The 23,669-nt window shown below is 56.3% G+C and carries 19 protein-coding genes; 13 read left to right on the plus strand and 6 right to left on the minus strand.

The genetic code is table 11. The features are described 5' to 3' along the window. Positions 1 to 48 precede the first annotated feature (48 nt). On the plus strand, positions 49 to 2,979 hold the full coding sequence (locus AC4ICF_RS23040) for an autotransporter outer membrane beta-barrel domain-containing protein (protein ID WP_491466136.1): 2,931 nt from the start codon (positions 49 to 51) through the stop codon (positions 2,977 to 2,979). A gap of 38 nt (positions 2,980 to 3,017) precedes the next feature. Here the strand turns inward: AC4ICF_RS23040 and AC4ICF_RS23045 are convergent, their stop codons facing one another. Both AC4ICF_RS23045 and AC4ICF_RS23050 read right to left on the minus strand, forming a co-directional pair. Continuing rightward, a complete protein-coding gene (locus AC4ICF_RS23045; RefSeq protein WP_316380692.1) occupies positions 3,018 to 3,812 on the minus strand; it encodes a DeoR/GlpR family DNA-binding transcription regulator in 795 nt (264 codons plus the stop codon). Between the two features lie 34 nt (positions 3,813 to 3,846). After that, positions 3,847 to 4,743 (minus strand): sugar kinase, encoded by an 897-nt coding sequence (locus tag AC4ICF_RS23050; protein ID WP_316380691.1) that lies wholly within the window; start codon positions 4,741 to 4,743, stop codon positions 3,847 to 3,849. A gap of 155 nt (positions 4,744 to 4,898) precedes the next feature. Between AC4ICF_RS23050 and yihU the strand changes: the two genes are divergently transcribed. The 7 genes from yihU (at position 4,899) to ompL (ending at position 13,636) form a co-directional block, all read left to right on the plus strand. Beyond that, positions 4,899 to 5,789: a sulfolactaldehyde 3-reductase gene (gene yihU, locus AC4ICF_RS23055; protein WP_316380690.1), complete on the plus strand. Its 891-nt coding sequence runs from the start codon at positions 4,899 to 4,901 to the stop codon at positions 5,787 to 5,789. Between the two features lie 17 nt (positions 5,790 to 5,806). Then, the gene (yihT, locus tag AC4ICF_RS23060) at positions 5,807 to 6,682 is read left to right on the plus strand and encodes a sulfofructosephosphate aldolase (protein ID WP_316380689.1); all 876 of its coding nucleotides are present in this window, start codon (positions 5,807 to 5,809) and stop codon (positions 6,680 to 6,682) included. A gap of 14 nt (positions 6,683 to 6,696) precedes the next feature. Continuing rightward, positions 6,697 to 7,938: a sulfoquinovose isomerase gene (gene yihS, locus AC4ICF_RS23065; protein WP_316380688.1), complete on the plus strand. Its 1,242-nt coding sequence runs from the start codon at positions 6,697 to 6,699 to the stop codon at positions 7,936 to 7,938. 16 nt (positions 7,939 to 7,954) lie between these two features. After that, positions 7,955 to 9,979, plus strand: a complete 2,025-nt coding sequence (locus AC4ICF_RS23070; protein WP_316380687.1) for an alpha-glucosidase — start codon at positions 7,955 to 7,957, stop codon at positions 9,977 to 9,979. Positions 9,980 to 10,024: 45 nt separating this feature from the next. Beyond that, positions 10,025 to 11,407 (plus strand): MFS transporter, encoded by a 1,383-nt coding sequence (locus AC4ICF_RS23075; protein ID WP_316380686.1) that lies wholly within the window; start codon positions 10,025 to 10,027, stop codon positions 11,405 to 11,407. A 43-nt stretch (positions 11,408 to 11,450) separates the two neighbouring features. Next, positions 11,451 to 12,875: an MFS transporter gene (locus AC4ICF_RS23080; RefSeq protein WP_316380685.1), complete on the plus strand. Its 1,425-nt coding sequence runs from the start codon at positions 11,451 to 11,453 to the stop codon at positions 12,873 to 12,875. 74 nt (positions 12,876 to 12,949) lie between these two features. Further along, entirely contained in the window at positions 12,950 to 13,636 is a 687-nt protein-coding gene (gene ompL, locus AC4ICF_RS23085) for a porin OmpL (RefSeq protein ID WP_003861929.1), read from the plus strand. Positions 13,637 to 13,687: 51 nt separating this feature from the next. Here ompL and typA read toward each other — a convergent pair whose 3' ends face one another. Beyond that, positions 13,688 to 15,511 (minus strand): ribosome-dependent GTPase TypA, encoded by a 1,824-nt coding sequence (typA, locus tag AC4ICF_RS23090; protein WP_028014891.1) that lies wholly within the window; start codon positions 15,509 to 15,511, stop codon positions 13,688 to 13,690. 378 nt (positions 15,512 to 15,889) lie between these two features. Between typA and glnA the strand changes: the two genes are divergently transcribed. The 4 genes from glnA to AC4ICF_RS23110 all read left to right on the plus strand — a co-directional run bounded on the left by glnA (position 15,890) and on the right by AC4ICF_RS23110 (position 20,163). Continuing rightward, positions 15,890 to 17,299, plus strand: coding sequence for a glutamate--ammonia ligase (gene glnA / locus AC4ICF_RS23095; protein WP_008501856.1), 1,410 nt, complete (start codon positions 15,890 to 15,892; stop codon positions 17,297 to 17,299). A gap of 169 nt (positions 17,300 to 17,468) precedes the next feature. Beyond that, positions 17,469 to 18,518 carry a nitrogen regulation protein NR(II) gene (gene glnL / locus AC4ICF_RS23100; protein WP_116343739.1) on the plus strand — a complete coding sequence of 350 codons (1,050 nt, stop codon included), beginning with the start codon at positions 17,469 to 17,471 and terminating at the stop codon, positions 18,516 to 18,518. Positions 18,519 to 18,529: 11 nt separating this feature from the next. Beyond that, entirely contained in the window at positions 18,530 to 19,942 is a 1,413-nt protein-coding gene (gene glnG / locus AC4ICF_RS23105) for a nitrogen regulation protein NR(I) (RefSeq protein WP_028014893.1), read from the plus strand. Between the two features lie 110 nt (positions 19,943 to 20,052). Continuing rightward, on the plus strand, positions 20,053 to 20,163 hold the full coding sequence (locus tag AC4ICF_RS23110) for a YshB family small membrane protein (protein ID WP_023331639.1): 111 nt from the start codon (positions 20,053 to 20,055) through the stop codon (positions 20,161 to 20,163). 67 nt (positions 20,164 to 20,230) lie between these two features. On the opposite strand, the gene hemN is transcribed toward AC4ICF_RS23110, so the two are convergent. Then, positions 20,231 to 21,604, minus strand: coding sequence for an oxygen-independent coproporphyrinogen III oxidase (gene hemN / locus AC4ICF_RS23115; protein WP_116343737.1), 1,374 nt, complete (start codon positions 21,602 to 21,604; stop codon positions 20,231 to 20,233). 188 nt (positions 21,605 to 21,792) lie between these two features. Then, the gene (yihI, locus tag AC4ICF_RS23120) at positions 21,793 to 22,308 is read right to left on the minus strand and encodes a Der GTPase-activating protein YihI (RefSeq protein ID WP_116343735.1); all 516 of its coding nucleotides are present in this window, start codon (positions 22,306 to 22,308) and stop codon (positions 21,793 to 21,795) included. Positions 22,309 to 22,885: 577 nt separating this feature from the next. Between yihI and yihA the strand changes: the two genes are divergently transcribed. Beyond that, positions 22,886 to 23,515 (plus strand): ribosome biogenesis GTP-binding protein YihA/YsxC, encoded by a 630-nt coding sequence (gene yihA, locus AC4ICF_RS23125; protein ID WP_116343734.1) that lies wholly within the window; start codon positions 22,886 to 22,888, stop codon positions 23,513 to 23,515. A gap of 98 nt (positions 23,516 to 23,613) precedes the next feature. On the opposite strand, the gene spfP is transcribed toward yihA, so the two are convergent. Next, on the minus strand, positions 23,614 to 23,661 hold the full coding sequence (gene spfP / locus AC4ICF_RS23130) for a small protein SpfP (protein ID WP_071892919.1): 48 nt from the start codon (positions 23,659 to 23,661) through the stop codon (positions 23,614 to 23,616). Positions 23,662 to 23,669 lie beyond the last annotated feature (8 nt).

Below are 23,669 nucleotides of genomic sequence, written 5' to 3' on the forward strand. Positions count from 1 at the left end.
ATTTAATGGTGTGGAGAATGTTCTACGCCTGAAAGAAAGGGGGCAGTTATGCCATATATAATGAAACATTCACCTGTCGCCGTTGCGATTTCGCTGGCGCTATCGTCAGCGCTATTTACCGCAAATGCAGCAGTTATTGATTTTGCTAATTTACCTGCCTCCGGAGCGGTAACGGATTTGCCTGCAGAAATACAGGCGCTGATTCCTGCAACGGCAAACGCAAATTTTAGCAAAAATACCAACGATCCTAACTATGTCTACCAGTACAGCCCAGGCAATATTCCCATCTACGGAGATGGGATCACCCTTGACGGGCCGGGAGCGGAAGCCTTCGAGCACTCCGTGACCGTTATTCAGAACTCCACGTCCGGCAGCCCGGGGGTGATATTTGGTGACGACCTGACTATTCGTACCCAGTCAAAAGTGGCCGCCAATAACGGTAAAGATGTCGACGGTATTCGTACTCATGGTATGAACACGCCGAATAACCCGGTGTTTATCATTACCGGCGACCGCACCCACATTTACGTGAATGGCCAAAGCGGCGATGGCATTAATGCAGGGTACAGTTCCTTCAGTCAGGGCTCTCTCGGCTCCGCCAATATTTATGTGGGTGACGATCTTTATATCGAAACCACCGGCAGTACCGGTCGCGGCATTAGCGCCTATGCCTTGAATGACGCTTCTAAGGCAAAAAATAACGTTATCGTCGGCGATCGTGCACATATTGTGACGCGGGGTACCTATGCCGAGGGGATTCGTACTAACCAGAGCGGATCGTACGTCCGTCTGGGCAATGAAGCCATTCTCGAAACGTACGGCGCATCGGCCTACGGCCTGTATGCGGGCTCGGCGTCAAAAATTGAGCTCGGAAAAAGTGCGAACATTACCACCGACGCGGCCAGTGCCTCCGGCGTGTACTCTACCGGTTCGTCAACCATCACCCTTGATGAAGGCGCAACCATCACCACCAACGGTGCCAGCGCGCATGGCATCTACGCTTACACAGCAGCGGTGAATGTGGGAGATAACGTCACTGTTGCGGTAAATAGCAGCGAGAAAACCAGCAGCTCCGCCCAGGCGCCGCACGGGATGTATGCCTGGTCACGCGGCGTGATAACGCTCGACGGCGGGGCAACCATTACCACCGCAGGCCAGCGCGACAACGGTAGCTATGCCCTGAACGCCAGCAATGGCGGAATTATTGATGCCTCCGCAGGCGGAAAATTCATCCTTAACGGCGATATTCTTGCCGCAGGTGGCGTGGCGGCCAACAGCACCCTTCCGGCACAAAACAGTACCATTACGCTGACAATGGAGAACAGCTCGCTGTGGAACGGAGCGTCTTATATAGAGAGCAACGCCGCCGGCACCGGGACTATCGCGCTTACGATGAATGACGCCGTGTGGAATATGCGCGACAGCTCCACGGTGACCAGCCTGACGCTGAATGCGGGCGGCACGATAAATTTCCAGCACGATGAAGACACGGCCTGGCAAACCCTGACCATCAATGAGGATTACATCGGCAACGGCGGCAAGCTGGTTTTCAATACCGTGCTGTCTGATGATACCTCTGAAACCGACAAGCTGATTGTTGAAGGAAATACGTCCGGTCATACCGCGGTTGACGTGAACAACATTGGCGGTGCTGGCGCACAAACCGTTGAAGGGATTGAAATTGTCAGCGTTGGCGGCAACTCAGCGGGGACGTTTGAGAAGGCCAGCCGTATCGTAGCGGGGGGTTATGACTATAACGTTGTGCAGAAAGGTAAGAACTGGTTTCTGACCAGCCTGGTTGAACCCGTTGACCCACCGGTCGACCCGGTAGATCCCCCTGTTGACCCGGTAGACCCACCGGTAGACCCCGTCGACCCGCCTGTTGACCCGGTGGATCCACCTGTCGACCCCGTAGACCCACCAGTCGACCCTGTCGATCCGCCCGTCGACCCGGTGATTCCGCCGCAAGAACCGGTGCCACCTGCCGCGCCGCCGAAAAGCGAGCATCAGTATCGCCCGGAATTTGGTAGCTATCAGGCGAACAGCTATGCGGCAAATACGCTGTTTATGACCCGCCTGCACGACCGTCTGGGTGAAACGCAGTACACCGACATGCTCACCGGCGAGCAAAAAGTGACGAGCCTGTGGATGCGTAACGTCGGCGGACATACGCGCTTCAAAGACGGCAGCGGCCAGCTAAAAACAACGGCCAACCGCTATGTGTTGCAGCTGGGTGGTGATATCGCTCAGTGGAGCAGCGACGGCCTGGATCGGTGGCATCTTGGCCTGATGGCGGGCTACGGCAACAGCCAGAGCCGGAGCGCTTCCAGCCTGACCGGATACCACTCACGCGGCGAAGTAAATGGCTATAGCGTAGGTTTGTACGGTACCTGGTACGCAAACGAAGCCGATAAAAGCGGCACCTACGTTGACAGCTGGGTGCTGTATAACTGGTTTGACAATAAGGTCATGGGACAGGATCAGGCCACTGAGAATTATCGCTCCAGCGGTGTGACCGCCTCTGTCGAAGCAGGCTACAGCGTTAAGGTGGGTGAAAGCGGCCGTAACAGCTACTGGATCCAGCCGAAGGCGCAGGCCGTTTGGATGGACGTGCAGGCTGACGACCATCGCGAACGTAACGGTACGCGGGTGAAAGACGAAACTCAGGGGAACCTGATGACACGTCTCGGCGTGAAGGCCTACATCAGCGGACATAACGCGATGGTTGACGGTAAATCACGCACCTTCCAGCCGTTTATCGAGGCGAACTGGATCCACAATACCCAGACCACGCGCATTCGCATGTATGACGTCAGCAATGAGATGCGTGGTGCACGCAATATTGGTGAGTTAAAGACAGGCGTAGAGGGGCAGATTACGCCGCAGCTTAGCGTCTGGGGCAATGTGGCTCAGCAGATTGGCGACAAAGGCTACAGCGATACGCAGGGGATGCTTGGGGTGAAATACAGCTTCAAGTAACAACAAAAAAGCCGCTGAGGGATCAGCGGCTTTTTGCTTCAGGCAATATCATCGCTGGTACAGGCCAGCACCGTTTCAACCTTACTGGATTTCAGATGATTTTGCAGCGCCGAGCCAGGCATCTCATCGGTGAAGAGCGCAGTAGTCTGCGACACGTTACCAACCTCAACGGCCGCAGAAGCGGTATATTTCGTATGATCGGCCGCTAACAGAATATGGCGGGAGTGCGCCATCATGGTTTTCACCACGCTGGCTTCGTTAACGTCAAACTCCATCATCGCGCCGTCGTGCTCAATCGCCCCGATGCTGGTCACCAGATAATCTGCACGGAAGCCAGACACAAAGGCGGTTGCAGCAGGCCCGATGATGCCGCCATTGTGCGGGCGCAGCGTGCCACCCGGCACCATCACTTCAAAGCGCGGGTTCTTATACAAAATATGCGCCACCCGAAGGCTGTTGGTAATAATGCGCAGATGATTATGGTTGAGCAGCGCCCGGGCAACATGCTCCACGGTCGTGCCGATCGTGATGAAAATAGTTGAGCCGTCGGGAATATAGTCCGCAATCGCCTCGGCAATCGCCCGCTTCTCTTCGGTAAGCGACACTTCGCGCTGTTCGAACGCCGTGTTCACCACGCTGGATGCCCTGCCCGCGCCGCCATGATGACGCGTGATCAGCCCCTGCTCGCTGAGCTTGCGGATATCCCGGCGCACCGTTTGCGTGGAGACATCCAGCAGCTGCGCCAGTTCATCAATGTTCATATAGCCGCGGTCGGCAATCAGCGTCAGCAGCTGATCGTGACGCGGGTTGCCGGTCAGTTCGGTAAGGCTCATGGGCTGTCCTCTGAAAACCATCACGCCCCGCATTTTATACAAAAAGTGACAAAAAAGAGCGGGTTTGATCACAGTCGGGTATACCCGCGCGCCCGCCGGGCCTGGTGCATTTCAGGGCTGCGACGGCGCTGGCAAAACGCACAGCGTCGGCTGAAGACGTTTGTTGTCCCAGACTGACCGCCAGCGCGCCGTGGAAAACGTCACCCGCCCCGGTAGTATCTACCACGTCCACCTCAAAGCCGGGCTGATGGCACAGCGTGTCATTTTCCAGCCAAAAGCAGCCGTCTCGCCCCTGCGTGACGTACACATGTCCATTTGTGAGCATTTGTGCTTTTTTCAGCGCGTCTTCGGTTTCATCCAGCTGCGTTAAGCGCCGCAGGCCCGGCGCGGAGAAAGCCGCATGGTCGCTTAAGGCAATCAGCTCCGCGATCTCCTGCGGGGTGACGTCGGCATCAAGCAAAGTAGGAACGCCCTGCTGCCGGGCCAAAGTAAACGCCTGTTTTGCCCCGTCATGCCAGCGCACATCTGCTAAAACGATATCCCATTGCGAGAAGTCGATTTCACGTAGCCAGTCTGCCGCGGCAGGGAGATCGGGGCTGGGGTAGTTCGCAATGACGCGCTCTCCGCTGCCGTCCACCAACACCGCCGACTGTGACGATCGGGCACCTTTAAAGACGCGCGTGTAGCGGGTATTCACCCCCAGGGATTCCAGCTCCGCCAGCAGCCGTTTACCGGTGTCGTCGTCCCCCACCCGGCCAATAAAATCCACTTCCGCGCCCAGTTTCGCCGCCGCCACCGCCGCAGTGGCCGCCGGACCGCCGCCCACTTCCGTATAGTCTTTTGCGACATATTTCCCACCTTCCTTAGGTAAATCATCGAGATACCAGATGCGATCCAGCACGGTAATGCCGACACAAACGATGCGAGTCATGGTAATTCCTTCTGCGATTTCTGATGCTTTCATTTTAATTTCATCAAATGTTTAAAAAGTGACCCGTGTCAATTTTTTGACTATAAATTACAAATACGATCAAAAACAGACAACACAAACGCGCAAAAATTGACACGATGTGACAGGAGAGAGGCATGTCAGCAATCGCATTTATCGGTTTAGGGCAGATGGGCGCGCCAATGGCGAAGAATCTGTTGAAACAGGGCCACCAGCTTAACGTTTTTGATGTGAACCCGCAGGCGGTGCAGGCGCTGGTGGAGAGCGGCGCACAGGCGGCGGCAACGCCCGCGCAGGCCGCCACGGACGCCGAATTCGTCATCACCATGCTGCCAAATGGCGACCTGGTGCGCAGCGTGCTGTTCGATGAGTACGGCGTGTGCGAGGGGCTATCCCCCGACGCGCTGGTGATAGATATGTCCACCATTCACCCGCTACAAACCGACGCGCTGATCCGCGACATGGCTGGACGCGGCTTCAGCCTGATGGACGCGCCCGTCGGACGCACGTCTGACCACGCCGTCGCCGGTACGTTGCTCCTTCTGGCTGGCGGCACGGCGCAGCAGGTTGAGCGCGCTACTCCCGTATTGATGGCAATGGGCAATGAGCTGATTAACGCCGGCGGGCCGGGCATGGGCATTCGCGTGAAGCTTATCAATAACTATATGAGCATCGCCCTGAACGCCCTTTCCGCCGAGGCCGCCGTGCTGTGCGAAGCGCTTGGCCTCTCCTTCGATGTGGCACTTAAGGTGATGAGCGGTACGCCTGCAGGTAAAGGCCACTTCACCACCTCATGGCCGAACAAGGTGCTGAAAGGGGATCTTTCTCCCGCCTTCATGATCGACCTTGCGCATAAAGATCTGGGGATCGCCCTGGACGTGGCCAACCAGCTCCACGTTCCGATGCCGCTGGGCGCGGCTTCCCGCGAAGTTTACAACCAGGCACGCGCCGCCGGGCGCGGGCGCGAAGACTGGACAGCCATTCTTGAACAGGTTCGCGCATCTGCCGGGCTGAAAAAAACACACTGATACGAAAGGACTGAGGAATGACGATGTACACCCTGAAAGATATCACCCGACCTTCCGGCGGTTTTGCGATGCTGGCTGTGGATCAGCGCGAAGCGATGCGCCTGATGTTTGCCGCCGCAGGCGCGCCGGTGCCGGTAACCGACCAGCACCTGACGGATTTTAAGGTCAACGCGGCGAAGATTCTGTCGCCGTACGCCTCTGCCATTCTCGTCGACCAGCAGTTCTGCTATCGCCAGATTGTGGAGCAGCAGGCCGTTGCCAAAAGCTGCGCGATGATTGTGGCGGCCGACGAGTTTATTCCGGGGAACGGTATACCGGTCGACAGCGTGGTGATCGACAAGAACGTCGACGCGCAGGCGGTCAAACGCGATGGCGGCAAGGCGCTGAAGCTGCTGGTGCTGTGGCGTAGCGATGAAGATCCGCAGCAGCGTCTGGAGATGGTGAAGGCGTTCAATACGCTGTGCCACGATAACGGTCTGCTGAGCATTATCGAGCCGGTTGTACGTCCGCCGCGTCGCGGTGCCGCATTTGACCGCGAGCAGGCGATTATCGACGCGGCCAAAGAGCTGGGCGACAGCGGCGCAGACCTCTACAAAGTGGAGATGCCGCTGTTTGGCAAAGGCACGCAGCCGGAACTGCTGGCCGCCTCGCAAAGGCTAAACGAGAACATCGCTATGCCGTGGGTGATCCTCTCCTCCGGCGTGGACGAAAAATTATTCCCGCGCGCCGTGAGCGTAGCGATGCAGGCAGGGGCATCTGGCTTTTTAGCCGGTCGCGCCGTCTGGTCATCGGTGATTGGCCTGCCGGACACCGGGCTGATGCTCCGCGATATTTCTGTACCCAAACTGCAGCGTCTGGGTGAGATCGTCGACGAAATGATGGCTCGCCGCTGAGAAAGGACCCGAACATGAAATGGTTTAACACCCTGAGCCATAACCGCTGGCTCGAACAAGAGACCGACCGCATCTTTGATTTCGGTAAAAACGCCGCCGTACCGACCGGCTTTGGCTGGCTGGGCAATAACGGGCAGGTGCGCAGCGATATGGGCACCCATCTGTGGATCACCACCCGCATGCTGCACGTATACGCGGTGGCGGCAAACATGGGCCGCCCCGGCGCGTATGCCCTGGTCGAGCACGGCATCAATGCCCTTAACGGCCCGCTGCGCGACAAACGGCACGGCGGCTGGTACGCCTGCGTTAACGATGAGGGCGTGATGGATGCCTCCAAGCAGGGCTATCAGCACTTCTTCGTTCTGCTGGGCGCGGCGAGCGCCGTCACCACCGGCCACCCGCAGGCGCGCAGGCTGCTGGACGATGCCATCGAGGTGATTGAGCGCTACTTCTGGAGCGAGCATGAGCAGATGTGCCTGGAGTCCTGGGATGAGGCCTTCAGCAAAACGGAAGATTACCGCGGCGGGAACGCCAACATGCACGCCGTGGAAGCTTTCCTCATCGTCTATGACGTGACCCACGACCGGAAATGGCTCGATCGCGCCCTGCGCATCGCCTCGGTGATTATTCACGACGTGGCGCGCAAAGGGGAGTACCGCGTTAACGAGCATTTCGACGCGAACTGGAACCCAATCCGCGACTACAACATCGATAACCCTGCTCACCGCTTCCGCGCCTACGGCGGCACGCCGGGGCACTGGATCGAGTGGGGCCGTCTGATGCTGCACCTGCGCGCCGCGCTGGAGGCTTGCTTTGAAACCCCACCGGAGTGGCTGCTGGAAGATGCGAAAGGGCTGTTCCACGCCACCATCCGCGACGCCTGGGCACCCGACGGGGCCGATGGGTTTGTCTACTCCGTGGGCTGGGACGGTAAGCCAATCGTGCGTGAACGCGTGCGCTGGCCAATCGTCGAGGCGATGGGCACGGCTTATGCACTTTACACCGTGACCGGCGAGGCGCAGTACGAAGCCTGGTATCAGAAATGGTGGGATTACTGCATCAAGTACCTGATGGACTACGAAAACGGTTCCTGGTGGCAGGAGCTGGACACCAATAACGAAGTGACCACCAAAGTCTGGGACGGCAAGCAGGATATTTACCACCTGCTGCACTGCCTGGTAATCCCCCGCCTGCCGCTGGCACCGGGCTTAGCCCCTGCCGTAGCCGCTGGTTTACTGGATAGCCTGGCTAAATAATAAAGACGGAGTGTTTATGCGTACCCTACACAATATTGACCTGAAAAATAACGAAAGTGGCTTCACCCTGCGCTGGCAGGACCGTCTGATTTTATCCCACACCGGGGATGCCCCTTGCCTGTGGATTGGCGCAGGCGAGGCCGATATCGAGATGTTTCGCGGCAACTTCAGCATCAAGGACAAGCTCAACGAAAAGATTGCCCTGACGGACGCGACCGTCACGCAGCAAAGCGCAGGCTGGGCGATCCGCTTTACCCGCGGCGACGCGGTGAGCGCGACGCTGCTGGTGGGCGTCGATGCGCAAGGCCGTCTCGAGCTGAAGCTTAAAAATGACGCCACCCGCCATAACCGCATCTGGCTGCGGCTGGCGGCGCAGCCGGAAGATCATATCTACGGCTGCGGCGAGCAGTTCTCGTACTTCGATCTGCGCGGCAAGCCATTCCCGCTGTGGACCAGCGAGCAGGGCGTTGGCCGCAATAAGCAGACCTACGTCACCTGGCAGGCCGACTGCAAAGAGAACGCGGGCGGCGACTACTACTGGACCTTCTTCCCGCAGCCCACCTTCGTGAGCACCCAGAAGTACTATTGCCACGTGGACAACAGCTGCTACATGAACTTCGACTTCAGCGCGCCGGAGTTCCACGAGCTGGCGTTCTGGGAAGATAACGCCACGCTGCGCTTCGAATGTGCGCAAACTTACGTCGATCTACTGGAAAAACTCACCAGCCTGCTGGGGCGTCAGCCTGAACTACCGGACTGGGTTTACGACGGCGTGACGCTGGGTATTCAGGGCGGCACCGAGGTGTGCCAGCAAAAGCTCGACGCTATGCGCCAGGGCGGTGTGAAGGTAAACGGCATCTGGGCGCAGGACTGGTCCGGCATTCGCATGACCTCCTTCGGCAAACGCGTGATGTGGAACTGGAAGTGGAACAGCGAACTTTATCCGCAGCTTGACGAGCGTATTGCGCAGTGGAAACAGGAAGGCGTGCAGTTCCTCTCCTATATCAACCCATACGTCGCCAGCGATAAAGATCTCTGCGAAAAAGCGGCAACGCGCGGCTATCTGACCAAAAACGCCGACGGTAAGGACTACCACGTCGAGTTCGGCGAGTTCTACGCGGGCGTTATCGACCTGACCAACCCGGAAGCCTACGGCTGGTACAAAGAGGTCATTAAAAACAACCTGATCGCGCTGGGCTGTGGCGGCTGGATGGCCGATTTCGGTGAGTATCTGCCGACTGATACCTTCCTGCACAACGGCGTTAGCGCGGAGATCATGCATAACGCCTGGCCTGCCCTGTGGGCAAAATGTAACTACGAGGCGCTCCAGGAGACCGGCAAGCTCGGCGAGATACTGTTCTTTATGCGTGCGGGCTACACCGGTAGCCAGAAGCACTCGGTGATGATGTGGGCGGGGGATCAGAACGTCGACTGGAGCCTGGACGACGGTCTGGCGTCCGTCGTACCTGCGGCCCTTTCGCTGGCGATGACCGGGCACGGCCTGCACCACAGCGACATCGGCGGCTATACGACGCTTTTCGAGATGAAGCGCAGCAAAGAGCTGCTCCTGCGCTGGTGCGACTTCAGCGCCTTTACGCCAATGATGCGCACCCACGAGGGCAACCGCCCTGGCGATAACTGGCAGTTCGACGGCGACGCGGAAACCATCGCGCACTTCGCGCGCATGACCACCGTCTTCACCACCCTGAAGCCGTACATCAAAGCCGCCGTCACGCAGAATGCGAAAAGCGGCCTGCCGGTAATGCGCCCACTCTTCCTGCACTACGAAGACGACGCGCGTGCCTACACGCTGAAATATCAGTATCTGTTTGGCCGCGATCTGCTGGTGGCGCCGGTTCATGAAGAGGGTCGCCACGACTGGACGCTCTATCTGCCGCAGGACAGCTGGGTCAACGCGTGGACCGGGGAAACCTGCGATGGCGGTGACGTGACCGTTGATGCCCCGCTCGGCAAGCCGCCGGTGTTCTACCGCCAGCACAGCGACTGGGCAGATCTGTTTAGCACCTTACGTCATATCTGATAAGGCTCGCCCGCAGGGAAACCTGCGGGCAGACGGAGAATAATAATGAGTCAACATACTTCCGATCCGGCAACCCTACGCCTGCCGTTTAAAGAAAAACTCGCCTACGGGATGGGCGACCTCGGATCTAACATCCTGCTGGATATCGGCACGCTGTATCTGCTGAAGTTTTACACCGACGTGCTGGGCCTGCCGGGCACCTACGGCGGGATCATCTTCCTGATTGCGAAGTTCTTTACCGCCTTCACCGACATGGGGACCGGGATCATGCTCGACTCCCGGCGCAAGATTGGCCCGAAAGGGAAATTCCGCCCGTTCGTGCTCTACGCGGCGTTCCCGGTGACCCTGCTGGCGATTGCCAACTTCGTCGGCACGCCGTTTGAAATCACCGGTAAAACGGTGATGGCGACGGTGCTGTTTATGCTGTACGGCCTGTTCTTCAGCATGATGAACTGCTCCTACGGCGCGATGGTGCCGGCCATTACCAAAAACCCGGACGAGCGCGCCTCGCTGGCCGCCTGGCGTCAGGGTGGCGCCACGCTGGGCCTGCTGCTCTGTACCGTGGGCTTTGTGCCGGTGATGAACCTGATCGAGGGCAACGACCAGCTTGGCTATATCTTTGCCGCGACCCTCTTCTCGCTGTTCGGCCTGTTCTTTATGTGGTGGTGCTATAAGGGCGTGACCGAGCGTTACGTCGAGACGCAGCCTGCAAATCCGACGCAAAAGCCGGGGCTGCTGCAGTCGTTTCGCGCCATCGCCGGGAACCGTCCGCTGTTTATCCTGTGCATCGCCAACCTGTGCACGCTGGGCGCCTTTAACGTCAAACTCGCCATCCAGGTCTACTACACGCAGTACGTGCTGAACGACCCGATCCTGCTGTCGTACATGGGCTTCTTCAGCATGGGCTGTATTTTTATCGGCGTCTTTATGATGCCCGGCGCGGTGCGGCGCTTCGGCAAGAAAAAGGTCTACATCAGCGGGCTGATGATCTGGGTGGCGGGCGATCTGCTCAACTACTTCTTCGGCGGCGGCTCGGTGAGCTTTGTGGCGTTCTCCTGCCTGGCGTTCTTTGGCTCCGCGTTTGTGAACAGCCTGAACTGGGCGCTGGTATCCGATACCGTGGAATACGGCGAGTGGCGCACCGGCGTGCGCTCAGAGGGGACGGTCTATACCGGCTTTACCTTCTTCCGGAAGGTATCCCAGGCGCTGGCGGGCTTTTTCCCGGGGATCATGCTCACCCAGATCGGCTATGTGCCCAACGTGGTGCAATCCGCCGGAACGGTTGAAGGGCTGCGGCAGCTGATATTTATCTACCCGAGCCTGCTGGCGATCATCACCATCGTGGCGATGGGCTGCTTCTATAACCTCAACGAGAAGATGTATGTGCGCATTGTTGAAGAGATCGAACTGCGCAAACGTACGGCCTAAATGACGAGATAGAGCGCCCGGCTGGGCGCTCTGAGGATCGACCATGACACATAACAGTGATCCGTTAACCCTGAAATTGAGCCTGCGAGAGAAGTGCGCCTACGGGATGGGCGATTTTGGCTCGAACCTGATGCTGTGTATTGGCACGCTGTATTTGCTGAAGTTTTACACGGACGAACTGGGCATGCCTGCGTTCTATGGCGGCATTATTTTCCTGGTGGCAAAGTTTTTTACCGCGTTCACCGACATGCTGACCGGCGTGCTGCTGGACTCCCGACGTAACATCGGCGCGCGGGGAAAATTCAGGCCGTTCATTCTTTACGCCTCCGTTCCGGTGGCGCTGGTGGCGACGGCGCAGTTTATGGCCAACGACTTTAGCCTGACGGTGAAAACGGCCCTCGCCACCGTGCTCTTCATGATGTTTGGTCTCTGCTATAGCCTGATGAACTGCGCCTACGGAGCGATGGTCCCGGCCATCACCAAAAACCCGAACGAGCGCGCGCAGCTTGCGGCATGGCGTCAGGGCGGCGCTACGGTGGGGCTGTTGCTCTGCACCGTCGGCTTTATGCCCATCCAGGCGCTGTTCGTCAGCCAGCCCTCCCTCGGTTATCTGGTGGCCGCGCTGGTGTTCGTTACCGGCGGCCTGTTCTGCATGTGGTGGTGCTACAGCGGCGTGAAAGAACGCTACGTGGAGCTTACGCCCGATCACCATAAGCCCGGCATTCTGAAATCGTTCTGCGCGATTTTCCGCAATCCACCGCTGCTGGTGCTGTGCATCGCCAATCTGTGTACCCTCGCCGCCTTCAACATCAAGCTGGCGATCCAGGTTTATTACACCCAGTACGTGCTGAACGATCTGCATCTGCTGTCGTGGATGGGCTTTTTCAGCATGGGGTGCATTCTGATTGGCGTGTTTCTGGTCCCCGGCGCGGTGAAGCGCTTTGGCAAGAAGCCGGTCTATCTGGGCGGGCTGACGCTGTGGGCAGTGGGCGACGTGCTGAACTTCTTCTGGGGGACCAGCTCCCTGCTGTTCGTGCTGTTTTCCTGCATGGCCTTCTTCGGCACGGCATTTGTGAACAGCCTGAACTGGGCGCTGGTGCCGGATACCGTCGATTACGGCGAGTGGAAAACCGGCATTCGCGCCGAAGGGTCGGTTTACACCGGCTATACCTTCTCGCGCAAAATCTCCGCCGCGCTCGCAGGTTTCCTGCCCGGCATCATGCTGACCCAGATTGGCTACGTTCCCCATGCGGTACAGAGCGCGGGCACGCTGCTGGGTTTGCGTCAGCTGATTTTCCTCTGGCCGTGCAGTCTGGCGATTGTCGCCGCCGTGACCATGGGGCTGTTTTATAAACTCAACGAAGCGCGCTTCGCCTTTATTATCGAGGAGATTGGAAAACGGAAAAAACAAACCGCGAATACCCCTGAGATAACCACCAACAATAAAGCGTCAGCAGTCACTTTATAACTATAAATCCGGCCATTATGTCCTTCCTGTTTATCAGGAGGGAGGCCTTTCTGTACCTGATACATGGACAAATTATGAAAAGAATCATCACTGTACTGATCGTGTCGTCTGTGTCCTGCCCGGTATTTGCCGGGGCCTATGTCGAAACCCGCGAAGCCTACAATACGGCTTCTGAGCTGCACGAGGTGATCCTGCGTGCGGGCTATAACTTCGATATGGGCGCGGGGCTGATGTTTACCAACGCCTATAACGTGGGCAAATGGGATGAGCTTAAGCACAGCTATAACGAAATAGAGGGGTGGTATCCGCTCTTTAAACCGACCGACAAACTCACCTTCCAGCCCGGCGGGTTGATTAACGACAGCAGCGCGGGGTCCGGTGGCGCAGTTTATTTAGATACCAACTACAAATTTACGGACTGGTTTAATCTGACGTTCCGCTATCGCTATAACCATAACAATTACGATACGCCGGACTATAACGGGCAGATGGATAAAAACGACACGCACGAATTTGCCAACTACTGGAATTTCAAAGTGACGGATGCGTTTTTCTACACCTTTGAACCGCACTTTTTCCAGCGGGTGAATGATTACCACAGCAAAAATGGCAAAGATCATCACTGGGAAATTACCAATAAATTCAGCTATAAGATCGACAGAAATTGGCTGCCGTACCTCGAATTACAGTGGCTGGATAGATGGAATGACTACAACCGGGAGCAGTACCGGATCCGTCTGGGGTTACGGTATTCGTTCTAATAAAAAAGCCGCTGAGGGATCAGCGGCTTTTTTTACTACGGATTGACCGTATTAGTCTTCTTTCGCACCGCGCATAGCACGTTTACGATCGTTCTCGGTCAGGTGACGCTTACGGATACGAATTGACTGTGGCGTCACTTCTACCAGTTCGTCATCATCGATGAACTCCAGAGCCTGCTCCAGCGTCATCTTGATCGGCGGAACCAGAACCGTTGCTTCGTCAGTACCGGACGCACGCATGTTGGTCAGTTTCTTACCGGTCAGGCAGTTTACGGTCAGGTCGTTAGAACGACTGTGAATACCGATGATCTGGCCTTCGTAAACTTCAGCACCGTGACCCAGGAACAGCTTACCGCGATCCTGCAGGCCGAACAGCGCAAACGCAACCGCTTTACCCTGACCGTTGGAGATCAGTACGCCGTTGTTACGCTGGCCCACTTCGCCCGGACGAACGTCGTCGTAGTGGCTGAAGGTGGAGTACAGCAGGCCGGTACCGGAGGTCATGGTCATGAACTCAGAACGGAAGCCGATCAGGCCACGGCTTGGGATCACGTAGTCGAGACGTACGCGGCCTTTGCCATCTGGATTCATGTTTTTCAGGTCGCCTTTACGCTCGCCCAGCGCCTGCATCACAGAACCCTGGTGCTGCTCTTCAACGTCCAGCGTGACGTTTTCGAACGGCTCTTGTTTACGGCCGTCGATTTCGCGGAAGATAACTTTCGGACGGGAAACCGCCATCTCGAAACCTTCACGACGCATGTTTTCGATCAGAACAGACAGGTGCAGCTCACCACGACCGGAAACGCGGAACGCATCAGCGTCTTCGGTTTCTTCAACGCGCAGCGCAACGTTGTGCACCAGCTCTTTGTTCAGGCGGTCAAGGATCTGACGAGAGGTAACGAACTTACCTTCTTTGCCACAGAACGGAGAGGTGTTGACGTTGAAGAACATAGAAACGGTTGGTTCATCAACGGACAGGGCTGGCAGCGCTTCGACGTTCTGCGGATCGCAGATGGTGTCGGAGATGTTCAGTTCACCCAGACCGGTGATCGCGATGATGTCGCCCGCTTCAGCGATGTCGCTCTCGATACGCTCAAGACCCAGGTGAGTCAGTACTTTACCGACTTTACCGTTACGGGTTTTGCCTTCGCTATCGATGATAGTGACCTGCTGGTTAGGCTTCACTTTACCGCGCTTGATACGGCCAATGCCGATAACGCCAACGTAGTTGTTGTAGTCGAGCTGGGAGATCTGCATCTGCAGGGTGCCTTCCAGGTCAACGTTCGGCGCAGGGACACGGTCAACAATCGCCTGATACAGCGGGGTCATGTCTTCAGCCATGTCTTCGTGGTCCAGACCTGCGATACCGTTCAGTGCAGAAGCGTAAACGATAGGGAAGTCCAGCTGCTCGTCGGTCGCATCGAGGTTAACGAACAGGTCGAATACCTGGTCAACAACCCAGTCAGGACGCGCGCCAGGGCGGTCAACTTTGTTGATAACAACGATTGGCTTCAGACCATGGGCAAAAGCTTTTTTGGTCACGAAGCGCGTCTGTGGCATTGGGCCATCCATTGCGTCAACGACCAGCAGAACGGAGTCTACCATGGACATTACACGTTCAACTTCACCACCGAAGTCGGCGTGCCCTGGGGTATCAACGATGTTGATACGGTAGTCATTCCATTTAATCGCGGTGTTTTTCGCGAGGATAGTAATCCCACGCTCTTTCTCCAAATCGTTGGAGTCCATCACGCGTTCTTGGGTTTCGGCACGTGCATCAAACGTACCGGATTGCTGCAGCAGCTTATCAACCAGGGTAGTTTTACCATGGTCAACGTGCGCGATGATGGCGATGTTACGCAAATTTTCGATCACAACTTTGCCTCAGGCATTTAGAAATAGCGCGTTATTGTACACGGATTAATCGCACTACAAAACAGGATCACAAACATCCCCCGCAAACAAGTATTGCAGAGATGCTTTGTGATCGCTTTCACGGAGCGGTAAAAGGGCACTTTAACGTAAATTGCACCAATATGGTGCTCAACGTTCACAATGAAGCACTATACTGGTGCAACAAATCCATCATGGTGCAGCCCTTTTGCACTATGGTGCGCATGATAACGCCTTTTTGGGGTGTTTTAAAAGTTGGCACAGATTTCGCTTTATAAAAAATACATGGCAACAGCCAGTACAAACAGAAATTGAAGACCTCGTTACCACGACGACAATGACCAATCTGGAGAGTTAAGTATGTCCGCTGAACACGTTTTGACGATGCTGAACGAACATGAAGTGAAGTTTGTTGATCTGCGCTTCACCGATACCAAAGGTAAAGAACAGCACGTCACAATCCCTGCTCATCAGGTGAACGCCGAATTCTTTGAAGAAGGCAAAATGTTTGACGGCTCCTCCATTGGTGGCTGGAAAGGCATTAACGAATCCGACATGGTTCTGATGCCAGACGCAACCACTGCGGTCATTGATCCGTTCTTCGAAGAACCAACCCTGATCATCCGCTGCGACATCCTCGAGCCAGGCACGCTGCAGGGCTACGACCGCGACCCACGTTCTATCGCTAAACGCGCTGAAGAGTACCTGCGTTCTACCGGCATCGCGGACACCGTTCTGTTCGGGCCAGAGCCAGAGTTCTTCCTGTTCGACGACATCCGCTTCGGTGCCTCTATTTCCGGTTCCCACGTGGCTATCGACGACATCGAAGGTGCATGGAACTCTTCCACCAAATACGAAGGTGGTAACAAAGGTCACCGTCCTGGTGTGAAAGGCGGTTACTTCCCTGTTCCTCCGGTCGACTCTGCACAGGACATCCGTTCCACCATGTGTCTGGTGATGGAAGAGATGGGCCTGGTTGTTGAAGCGCACCACCACGAAGTGGCGACTGCTGGTCAGAACGAAGTGGCAACCCGCTTCAACACCATGACCAAAAAAGCGGACGAAATTCAGATCTACAAATACGTTGTGCACAACGTTGCGCACCGTTTCGGTAAAACCGCGACCTTCATGCCAAAACCAATGTTTGGCGATAACGGTTCCGGTATGCACTGCCACATGTCTCTGTCCAAGAACGGTACCAACCTGTTCTCTGGCGACAAATACGCTGGTCTGTCCGAGCAGGCGCTGTATTACATCGGTGGTGTTATCAAACACGCTAAAGCGATCAACGCCCTGGCGAACCCAACCACCAACTCCTACAAGCGTCTGGTCCCGGGCTACGAAGCACCAGTAATGCTGGCCTACTCTGCGCGTAACCGTTCTGCTTCTATCCGTATCCCGGTGGTAGCTTCTCCGAAAGCGCGTCGTATCGAAGTGCGCTTCCCGGACCCAGCGGCTAACCCATACCTGTGCTTCGCAGCACTGCTGATGGCCGGTCTGGACGGTATCAAGAACAAGATCCACCCGGGCGAAGCGATGGACAAAAACCTGTACGACCTGCCGCCAGAAGAAGCGAAAGAGATCCCACAGGTTGCGGGTTCTCTGGAAGAAGCCCTGCAGGCGCTGGACGCAGACCGCGAGTTCCTGACCGCAGGTGGCGTATTCACTGACGACGCTATCGATGCCTACATCGCTCTGCGTACTGAAGAGAACGATCGCGTGCGTATGACTCCGCATCCGGTTGAGTTCGAACTGTACTACAGCGTTTAATTTAGTTGTTTTACCCGGCGTGAAAAGCGCCGGGGGTAGTTGCCGTGGAAACTTTTAGCCCATCTCCGGATGGGCTTTTTTCTCCACCAACAACCTGATCTCACGCGCTTTTTACGCCGAAACCGCTATACTGCACTAAAATAGTGCAACTACTCCAGGAGACTGCTGAATGGCAACTGGCACGCTGCCCGATGCTGGGCAGATCCTCAATTCTTTAATTAACAGTATTTTGCTGGTCGACGACGAGCTGGCCGTCCATTACGCCAACCCGGCGGCGCAACAGCTGCTCGCCCAGAGTTCACGCAAACTGTTTGGCACCCCGCTTCCTGAGTTGTTGAGCTATTTTTCGCTGAATATTGGCCTGATGCAGGAAAGCTTGCAGGCCGGCCAGGGGTTTACCGATAACGAAGTGACGCTGGTGATCGACGGGCGCTCGCACATTCTGTCGCTTACCGCGCAACGACTTCCCGAGGGAATGATCCTGCTCGAAATGGCGCCGATGGATAACCAGCGTCGCCTGAGCCAGGAACAGCTGCAGCATGCGCAGCAAATTGCCGCCCGTGACCTGGTGCGTGGTCTGGCGCATGAAATCAAAAACCCGCTGGGTGGGTTACGCGGCGCGGCACAGCTTCTGACCAAAGCGCTGCCCGACCCTGCGCTGGCGGAGTACACCAACGTCATCATTGAGCAGGCGGACCGCCTGCGTAACCTGGTTGATCGCCTTCTTGGGCCGCAGCAGCCCGGCATGCACGTTTCAGAAAGCATCCATAAAGTGGCTGAACGGGTGGTGAAGCTTGTCTCCATGGAACTGCCGGAGAACGTCACGCTGGTGCGTGATTACGACCCCAGCCTGCCGGAACTGGCGCATGACCCCGATCAGATTGAGCAGGTACTGCTGAATATTGTGCGCAATGCCCTGCAGGCGCTGGGGCCGGAAGGCGGCGAGATTATTTTACGCACCCGCACCGCCTTCCAGCTCACGCTGCACGGCGTGCGCTATCGTCTGGCGGCCCGTATCGACGTTGAGGATAACGGTCCCGGTATTCCTGCGCATCTGCAGGACACCCTGTTCTACCCGATGGTAAGCGGGCGCGAAGGCGGTACGGGTCTGGGCTTATCTATCGCCCGCAGCTTGATCGATCAGCACTCCGGAAAAATTGAATTTACCAGTTGGCCGGGACATACCGAGTTTTCGGTTTTCCTGCCGATTAAAAAATAAAGGTGACGTTTATGCAACGAGGGATAGTCTGGGTAGTCGATGACGATAGCTCCATCCGTTGGGTGCTTGAACGCGCGCTCACAGGGGCAGGATTAAGCTGCACGACGTTTGAAAGCGGCAGCGAAGTGCTCGACGCACTCACCACCAAAACGCCAGATGTTCTGCTTTCGGATATCCGTATGCCGGGCATGGACGGGCTGGCACTGTTAAAGCAGATCAAACAACGCCACCCGATGCTTCCGGTCATCATAATGACCGCGCACTCCGATCTGGATGCCGCGGTGAGCGCCTATCAGCAAGGGGCGTTTGATTACCTGCCCAAACCGTTTGATATCGACGAAGCGGTGGCGCTAGTTGAGCGCGCGATTAGCCACTACCAGGAGCAGCAACAGCCCCGCCACGCGCCCGATTTTGGGCCAACGACGGACATCATCGGCGAAGCGCCGGCGATGCAGGATGTATTTCGCATTATTGGCCGTCTGTCCCGCTCGTCCATCAGCGTATTGATTAACGGTGAATCGGGAACCGGTAAAGAGCTGGTGGCGCATGCGTTACATCGCCATAGCCCACGGGCAAAAGCGCCGTTCATCGCCCTGAATATGGCGGCGATCCCGAAGGATTTGATTGAGTCCGAGCTGTTCGGCCATGAAAAAGGTGCGTTTACCGGCGCGAATACCATTCGCCAGGGGCGCTTTGAGCAGGCTGACGGCGGCACGCTGTTCCTGGACGAGATCGGCGATATGCCGCTGGACGTTCAGACCCGCCTGCTGCGCGTGCTGGCCGACGGGCAGTTTTATCGCGTGGGCGGCTATGCGCCGGTGAAGGTGGACGTGCGCATTATCGCCGCGACGCACCAGAACCTGGAGCTGCGCGTGCAGGAGGGGAAATTCCGTGAGGATTTATTCCACCGTCTGAACGTCATTCGCGTTCATCTGCCGCCGCTGCGCGAGCGTCGGGAAGATATTCCCCGCCTGGCGCGTCATTTCCTGCAGGTTGCCGCCCGCGAGCTGGGCGTGGAAGCCAAGCAGCTGCACCCGGAAACCGATGCCGCCCTCACCCGCCTGGCGTGGCCGGGCAACGTCCGTCAGCTGGAAAACACCTGCCGCTGGTTAACCGTGATGGCCGCCGGACAGGAAGTGCTGATTCAGGATTTACCGGCCGAGCTGTTTGAAGCCACCGCGCCAGAAAGCAGTACCGGACACGCGCTGCCGGACAGCTGGGCGACGCTGCTGGCGCAGTGGGCCGACCGCGCGCTGCGTTCCGGTCATCAAAACCTGCTGTCTGAGGCTCAGCCCGAGATGGAGCGTACGCTGTTGACCACCGCGCTTCGTCATACGCAGGGCCATAAGCAGGAAGCCGCTCGCCTGCTGGGATGGGGACGTAATACCCTGACGCGCAAGCTTAAAGAGCTGGGAATGGAGTAAGATTCCCCGAAGTGTAAAGGTTATTAATTGAGCGCAAATTGCCGTTATTTTGCGCTTTACTGTTCCGATGAGTTTTGTATGATCGTGCCCGGAAATCGAGGGTGGAGATCATGCTGGAAACATTAGTCAATATGCTCTCTAGCGGAGCAGTTGAAAGCCACACGCCACAAACCGCCGTTGCGGCGGTGCTGTGTGCGGCGCTGGTTGGGCTGTTTAGCTAGCGGGGTTGAACGTAAAAGCCGGGTGGCGGCTTCGCCTTACCCGGCCTACGTTTCGTGCTTTTGCGATTTAAATCACCCGCGAGAACTGCTGCAGTCGCGCTTTCTGGCGCAGATACGCGTCAAAGCACATACAGATGTTACGGATCAACAGACGCCCTTTCGGCGTGACCTCAATTGAACTCTCCGACACATCCACCAGCCCGTCTTTCGCCAGCGGCGCCAGAAGCTCCAGGTCTTGTGCAAAATAATCGCTGAATTTCAGATCCCACTGTGCCTCCACGTCGCTAAAGTCGAGACGGAAGTTGCAGATAAGCGCTTTAATCACATCACGACGAATGCAGTCGTCACGGGTCAGCGCGATGCCGCGCCACAGCGCGTTGCCGGTTTCATCTACCTGCTGGTAGTAGAGCTTCAGCTCTTTCTGGTTCTGCGCGTAGCAGTCACCAATCATGCTGATGGCAGAGACGCCCATGCCAAGCAGATCGGTATCGCCCTGAGTGGTGTAACCCTGGAAGTTGCGGTGCAGTACCCCTTCGCGCTGGGCAATGGCCAGCTCGTCGTCCGGACGGGCAAAGTGATCCATGCCGATAAACTGATAGCCGCTCTCGGTCAGCGAGGTGATGGTTTCCTGCAGGATATCCAGCTTCTGCTGGGCAGAAGGCAGATCCGCATCTTTGATTTTGCGCTGAGCGGCGAATAGCGTCGGCAGGTGCGCGTAGTTAAAGACGCTGAGGCGGTCCGGGCTGAGTTCAGCCACGCGCTTCAGCGTAAAGGCGAAGCTCTCCGGCGTCTGCTTTGGCAGGCCGTAAATGAGGTCGATGTTGGTCGAGGTAAAGCCGATGTCACGTGCGTGGTTGAGTAAGGCGAAGATAAACTCTTCGTCCTGCTCGCGGTTCACCAGACGCTGGACCTCTTTATTGAAATCCTGCACGCCCATGCTCAGCCGGTTGAAGCCTTCCGCGCGTAAATGATCCAGGACATTCAGCTCAATTTCACGCGGATCGACTTCGATCGAGATTTCGGCGTCGTCGTTAAAATTGAAATTTCCGCGCAGCAGCGTCATCAGACGGCTTATTTGCGCCTTATTCAGATAGGTTGGCGTGCCGCCGCCCCAGTGAAGCTGGCTGACGTGACGGCCAGCAAAAAGCGGCGCGCGGTGCACAATTTCCTGTTCGAGCGCATCCAGGTATTGGTCGGCCTTATGCTGCTGACGGGTCACGATTTTATTGCAGCCGCAGAAGTAGCAGAGCTTATGGCAGAACGGAATATGGACGTAGAGCGACAGCGGGCGCTCAGGATAGCGCGCGACGGCCTGCTGAAAATCCGCCTCGCCGAAGGCATCGGAGAACTCCAGCGCGGTGGGGTATGACGTGTAACGCGGCCCGGAATAGTTATACTTCTGGATTAGGGCCAAATCCCAGTCGATAGTTGGTGCTGACATGCTCACTCCTTCCGTTGGTGTCGCGTTCGTATACGGCGGCCCGTTCTGGCCCCATCGCGGGCCATCATTCGGGTGCGCAGCCACTTCTGTCGCCGCGACAACCGCCGTAGTTTAACGAATAACCACACCAGATAACATATAACCGGAAGGGTTATAAGCAGGACTATCGTGCCTGCCGGGTGCAAATGTTAGTTTCCACCTTTCAGAAGACGCATCATATCTTCCTGCTTTTCGTCTTCTTCTTCGTCGTCTTCGTCATCGTAAGACAGACCGAGTTTCTGCATCAGCTCATCAATGCGGTCCAGTTTAGCATCCACCCATGACTGCTCTTCTGCGGTCAGGGTTTCACCCTCTTCAAGACGTTCCAGCAGCGCGTCCAGGCGCTCATCGTTCTCCAGCATATCCAGCTCAGCCTGCGGTGAAAGCATAGGTTTCTCGCTCTTTGGTTTGTGCTGCTTAGTGACCGGGGTGTCTGTCACGCCCAGCGGAATGGGAGTTTTACTGCCGATACGAGGATCTTTCTGCTGCTTGCTTTTTGCAGAAGCGCCCGCTGCACCACCGCCGTTTGCACGGCTACCCGCAGCATGGCCACGATGTTTCTTATCGCGTTTGCGATCGCGCGCTTCCTGGTTCAGTTCTTCGCGCGTTTTGCGGCGTGCTTTTGCAGGGCGTTTAGCACCCGCAGCGGAGGTTGGTTTTTTCATGATGTTTTATCTTTAAGTCGTTTTCTTCAGTATAGAATTGCGGCGAAATCTAGCAGAAAGCAAGCAAAGAAAAAAGGCGACAGAGCAATCTGTCGCCTTTTTTCCTGACTCACAACCCTTAGCGGGTCAGACATTCCATGTTTACCAACAACACACCCTGTTTATCCTTTGGCTGATACCGTCCGTGTATGGTTCCATTTCCTGTTAAAACGCCTCCAGGCGCTGGTCGTCCTGACTGTCCTGCGTCTTCGCCTCCTGGCGCTCCTGACCCTAATCCTTAAGTCGAATTCCTGTTGGCTTCCTCGCCCTGACGCATACTTTACCTTGTTCGCTTAAACTGACAAGCAACGAAACGGTACAAAAAGAGATTTTCAGACAATTACCCGGAAATAAGCTTATGATTTAAAACAGTTTGACTTTTTTGGCACCTGCGAATTCTCTGAAATCTCCCATAGCAACATTAGCCGATCTCTCACAACGCTTCGGGCTTTCGCCTGCAGGCGCCGTGCAATGAGAAAAGCCTTTTGCCCGCATTCGGGTATAATCCCCCCAGATTACGATTTTTGGAGACGACCACGTGACTACCTGGAATTACCAACAGACGCATTTTGTCACCAGTGCGCCCGATATTCGCCACCTGCCTTCTGATACCGGTATTGAAGTGGCATTTGCTGGCCGCTCAAATGCGGGGAAGTCCAGCGCCCTGAATACGCTGACCAATCAGAAGAACCTGGCGCGTACCTCAAAAACACCTGGCCGTACCCAGCTGATTAACCTTTTTGAAGTCGCTGAAGGCAAACGCCTGGTCGACTTGCCGGGATACGGTTATGCGCAGGTGCCAGAAGAGATGAAGATCAAATGGCAGCGTGCGCTGGGCGAATACCTGGAAAAACGCATGTGCCTGAAAGGTCTGGTGGTGTTGATGGACATTCGTCACCCGCTAAAAGATCTCGATCAGCAGATGATCGACTGGGCCGTAGCAAGCGATATTGCCGTGCTGGTGCTGCTGACGAAAGCCGATAAGCTGGCAAGCGGCGCGCGTAAAGCGCAAGTGAATATGGTTCGCGAAGCGGTACTGGCCTTTAATGGCGATGTACAGGTAGAGCCCTTCTCTTCGCTGAAAAAACAGGGCGTTGACAAACTGCGTCAGAAGCTCGATAGCTGGTTTAACGAGCTGGAACCCGCAACAGAAGCGGAAGCAGAGTAAAACCGAGCGCGGCAATGTCCGCGCTTTTTTTTGACGGAACTTTTCTTTGCCGCAATAAAAAACGCCCCAGTCATTACTGACTGGGGCGGCTAAAATATTCAGCCAAATCCGATTACGTGAAGTAAAAGGTCTGAAAGATAGAACATCTTACCTC

This window comes from Enterobacter sp. ECC_219_Taxon_10 (assembly GCF_058354905.1).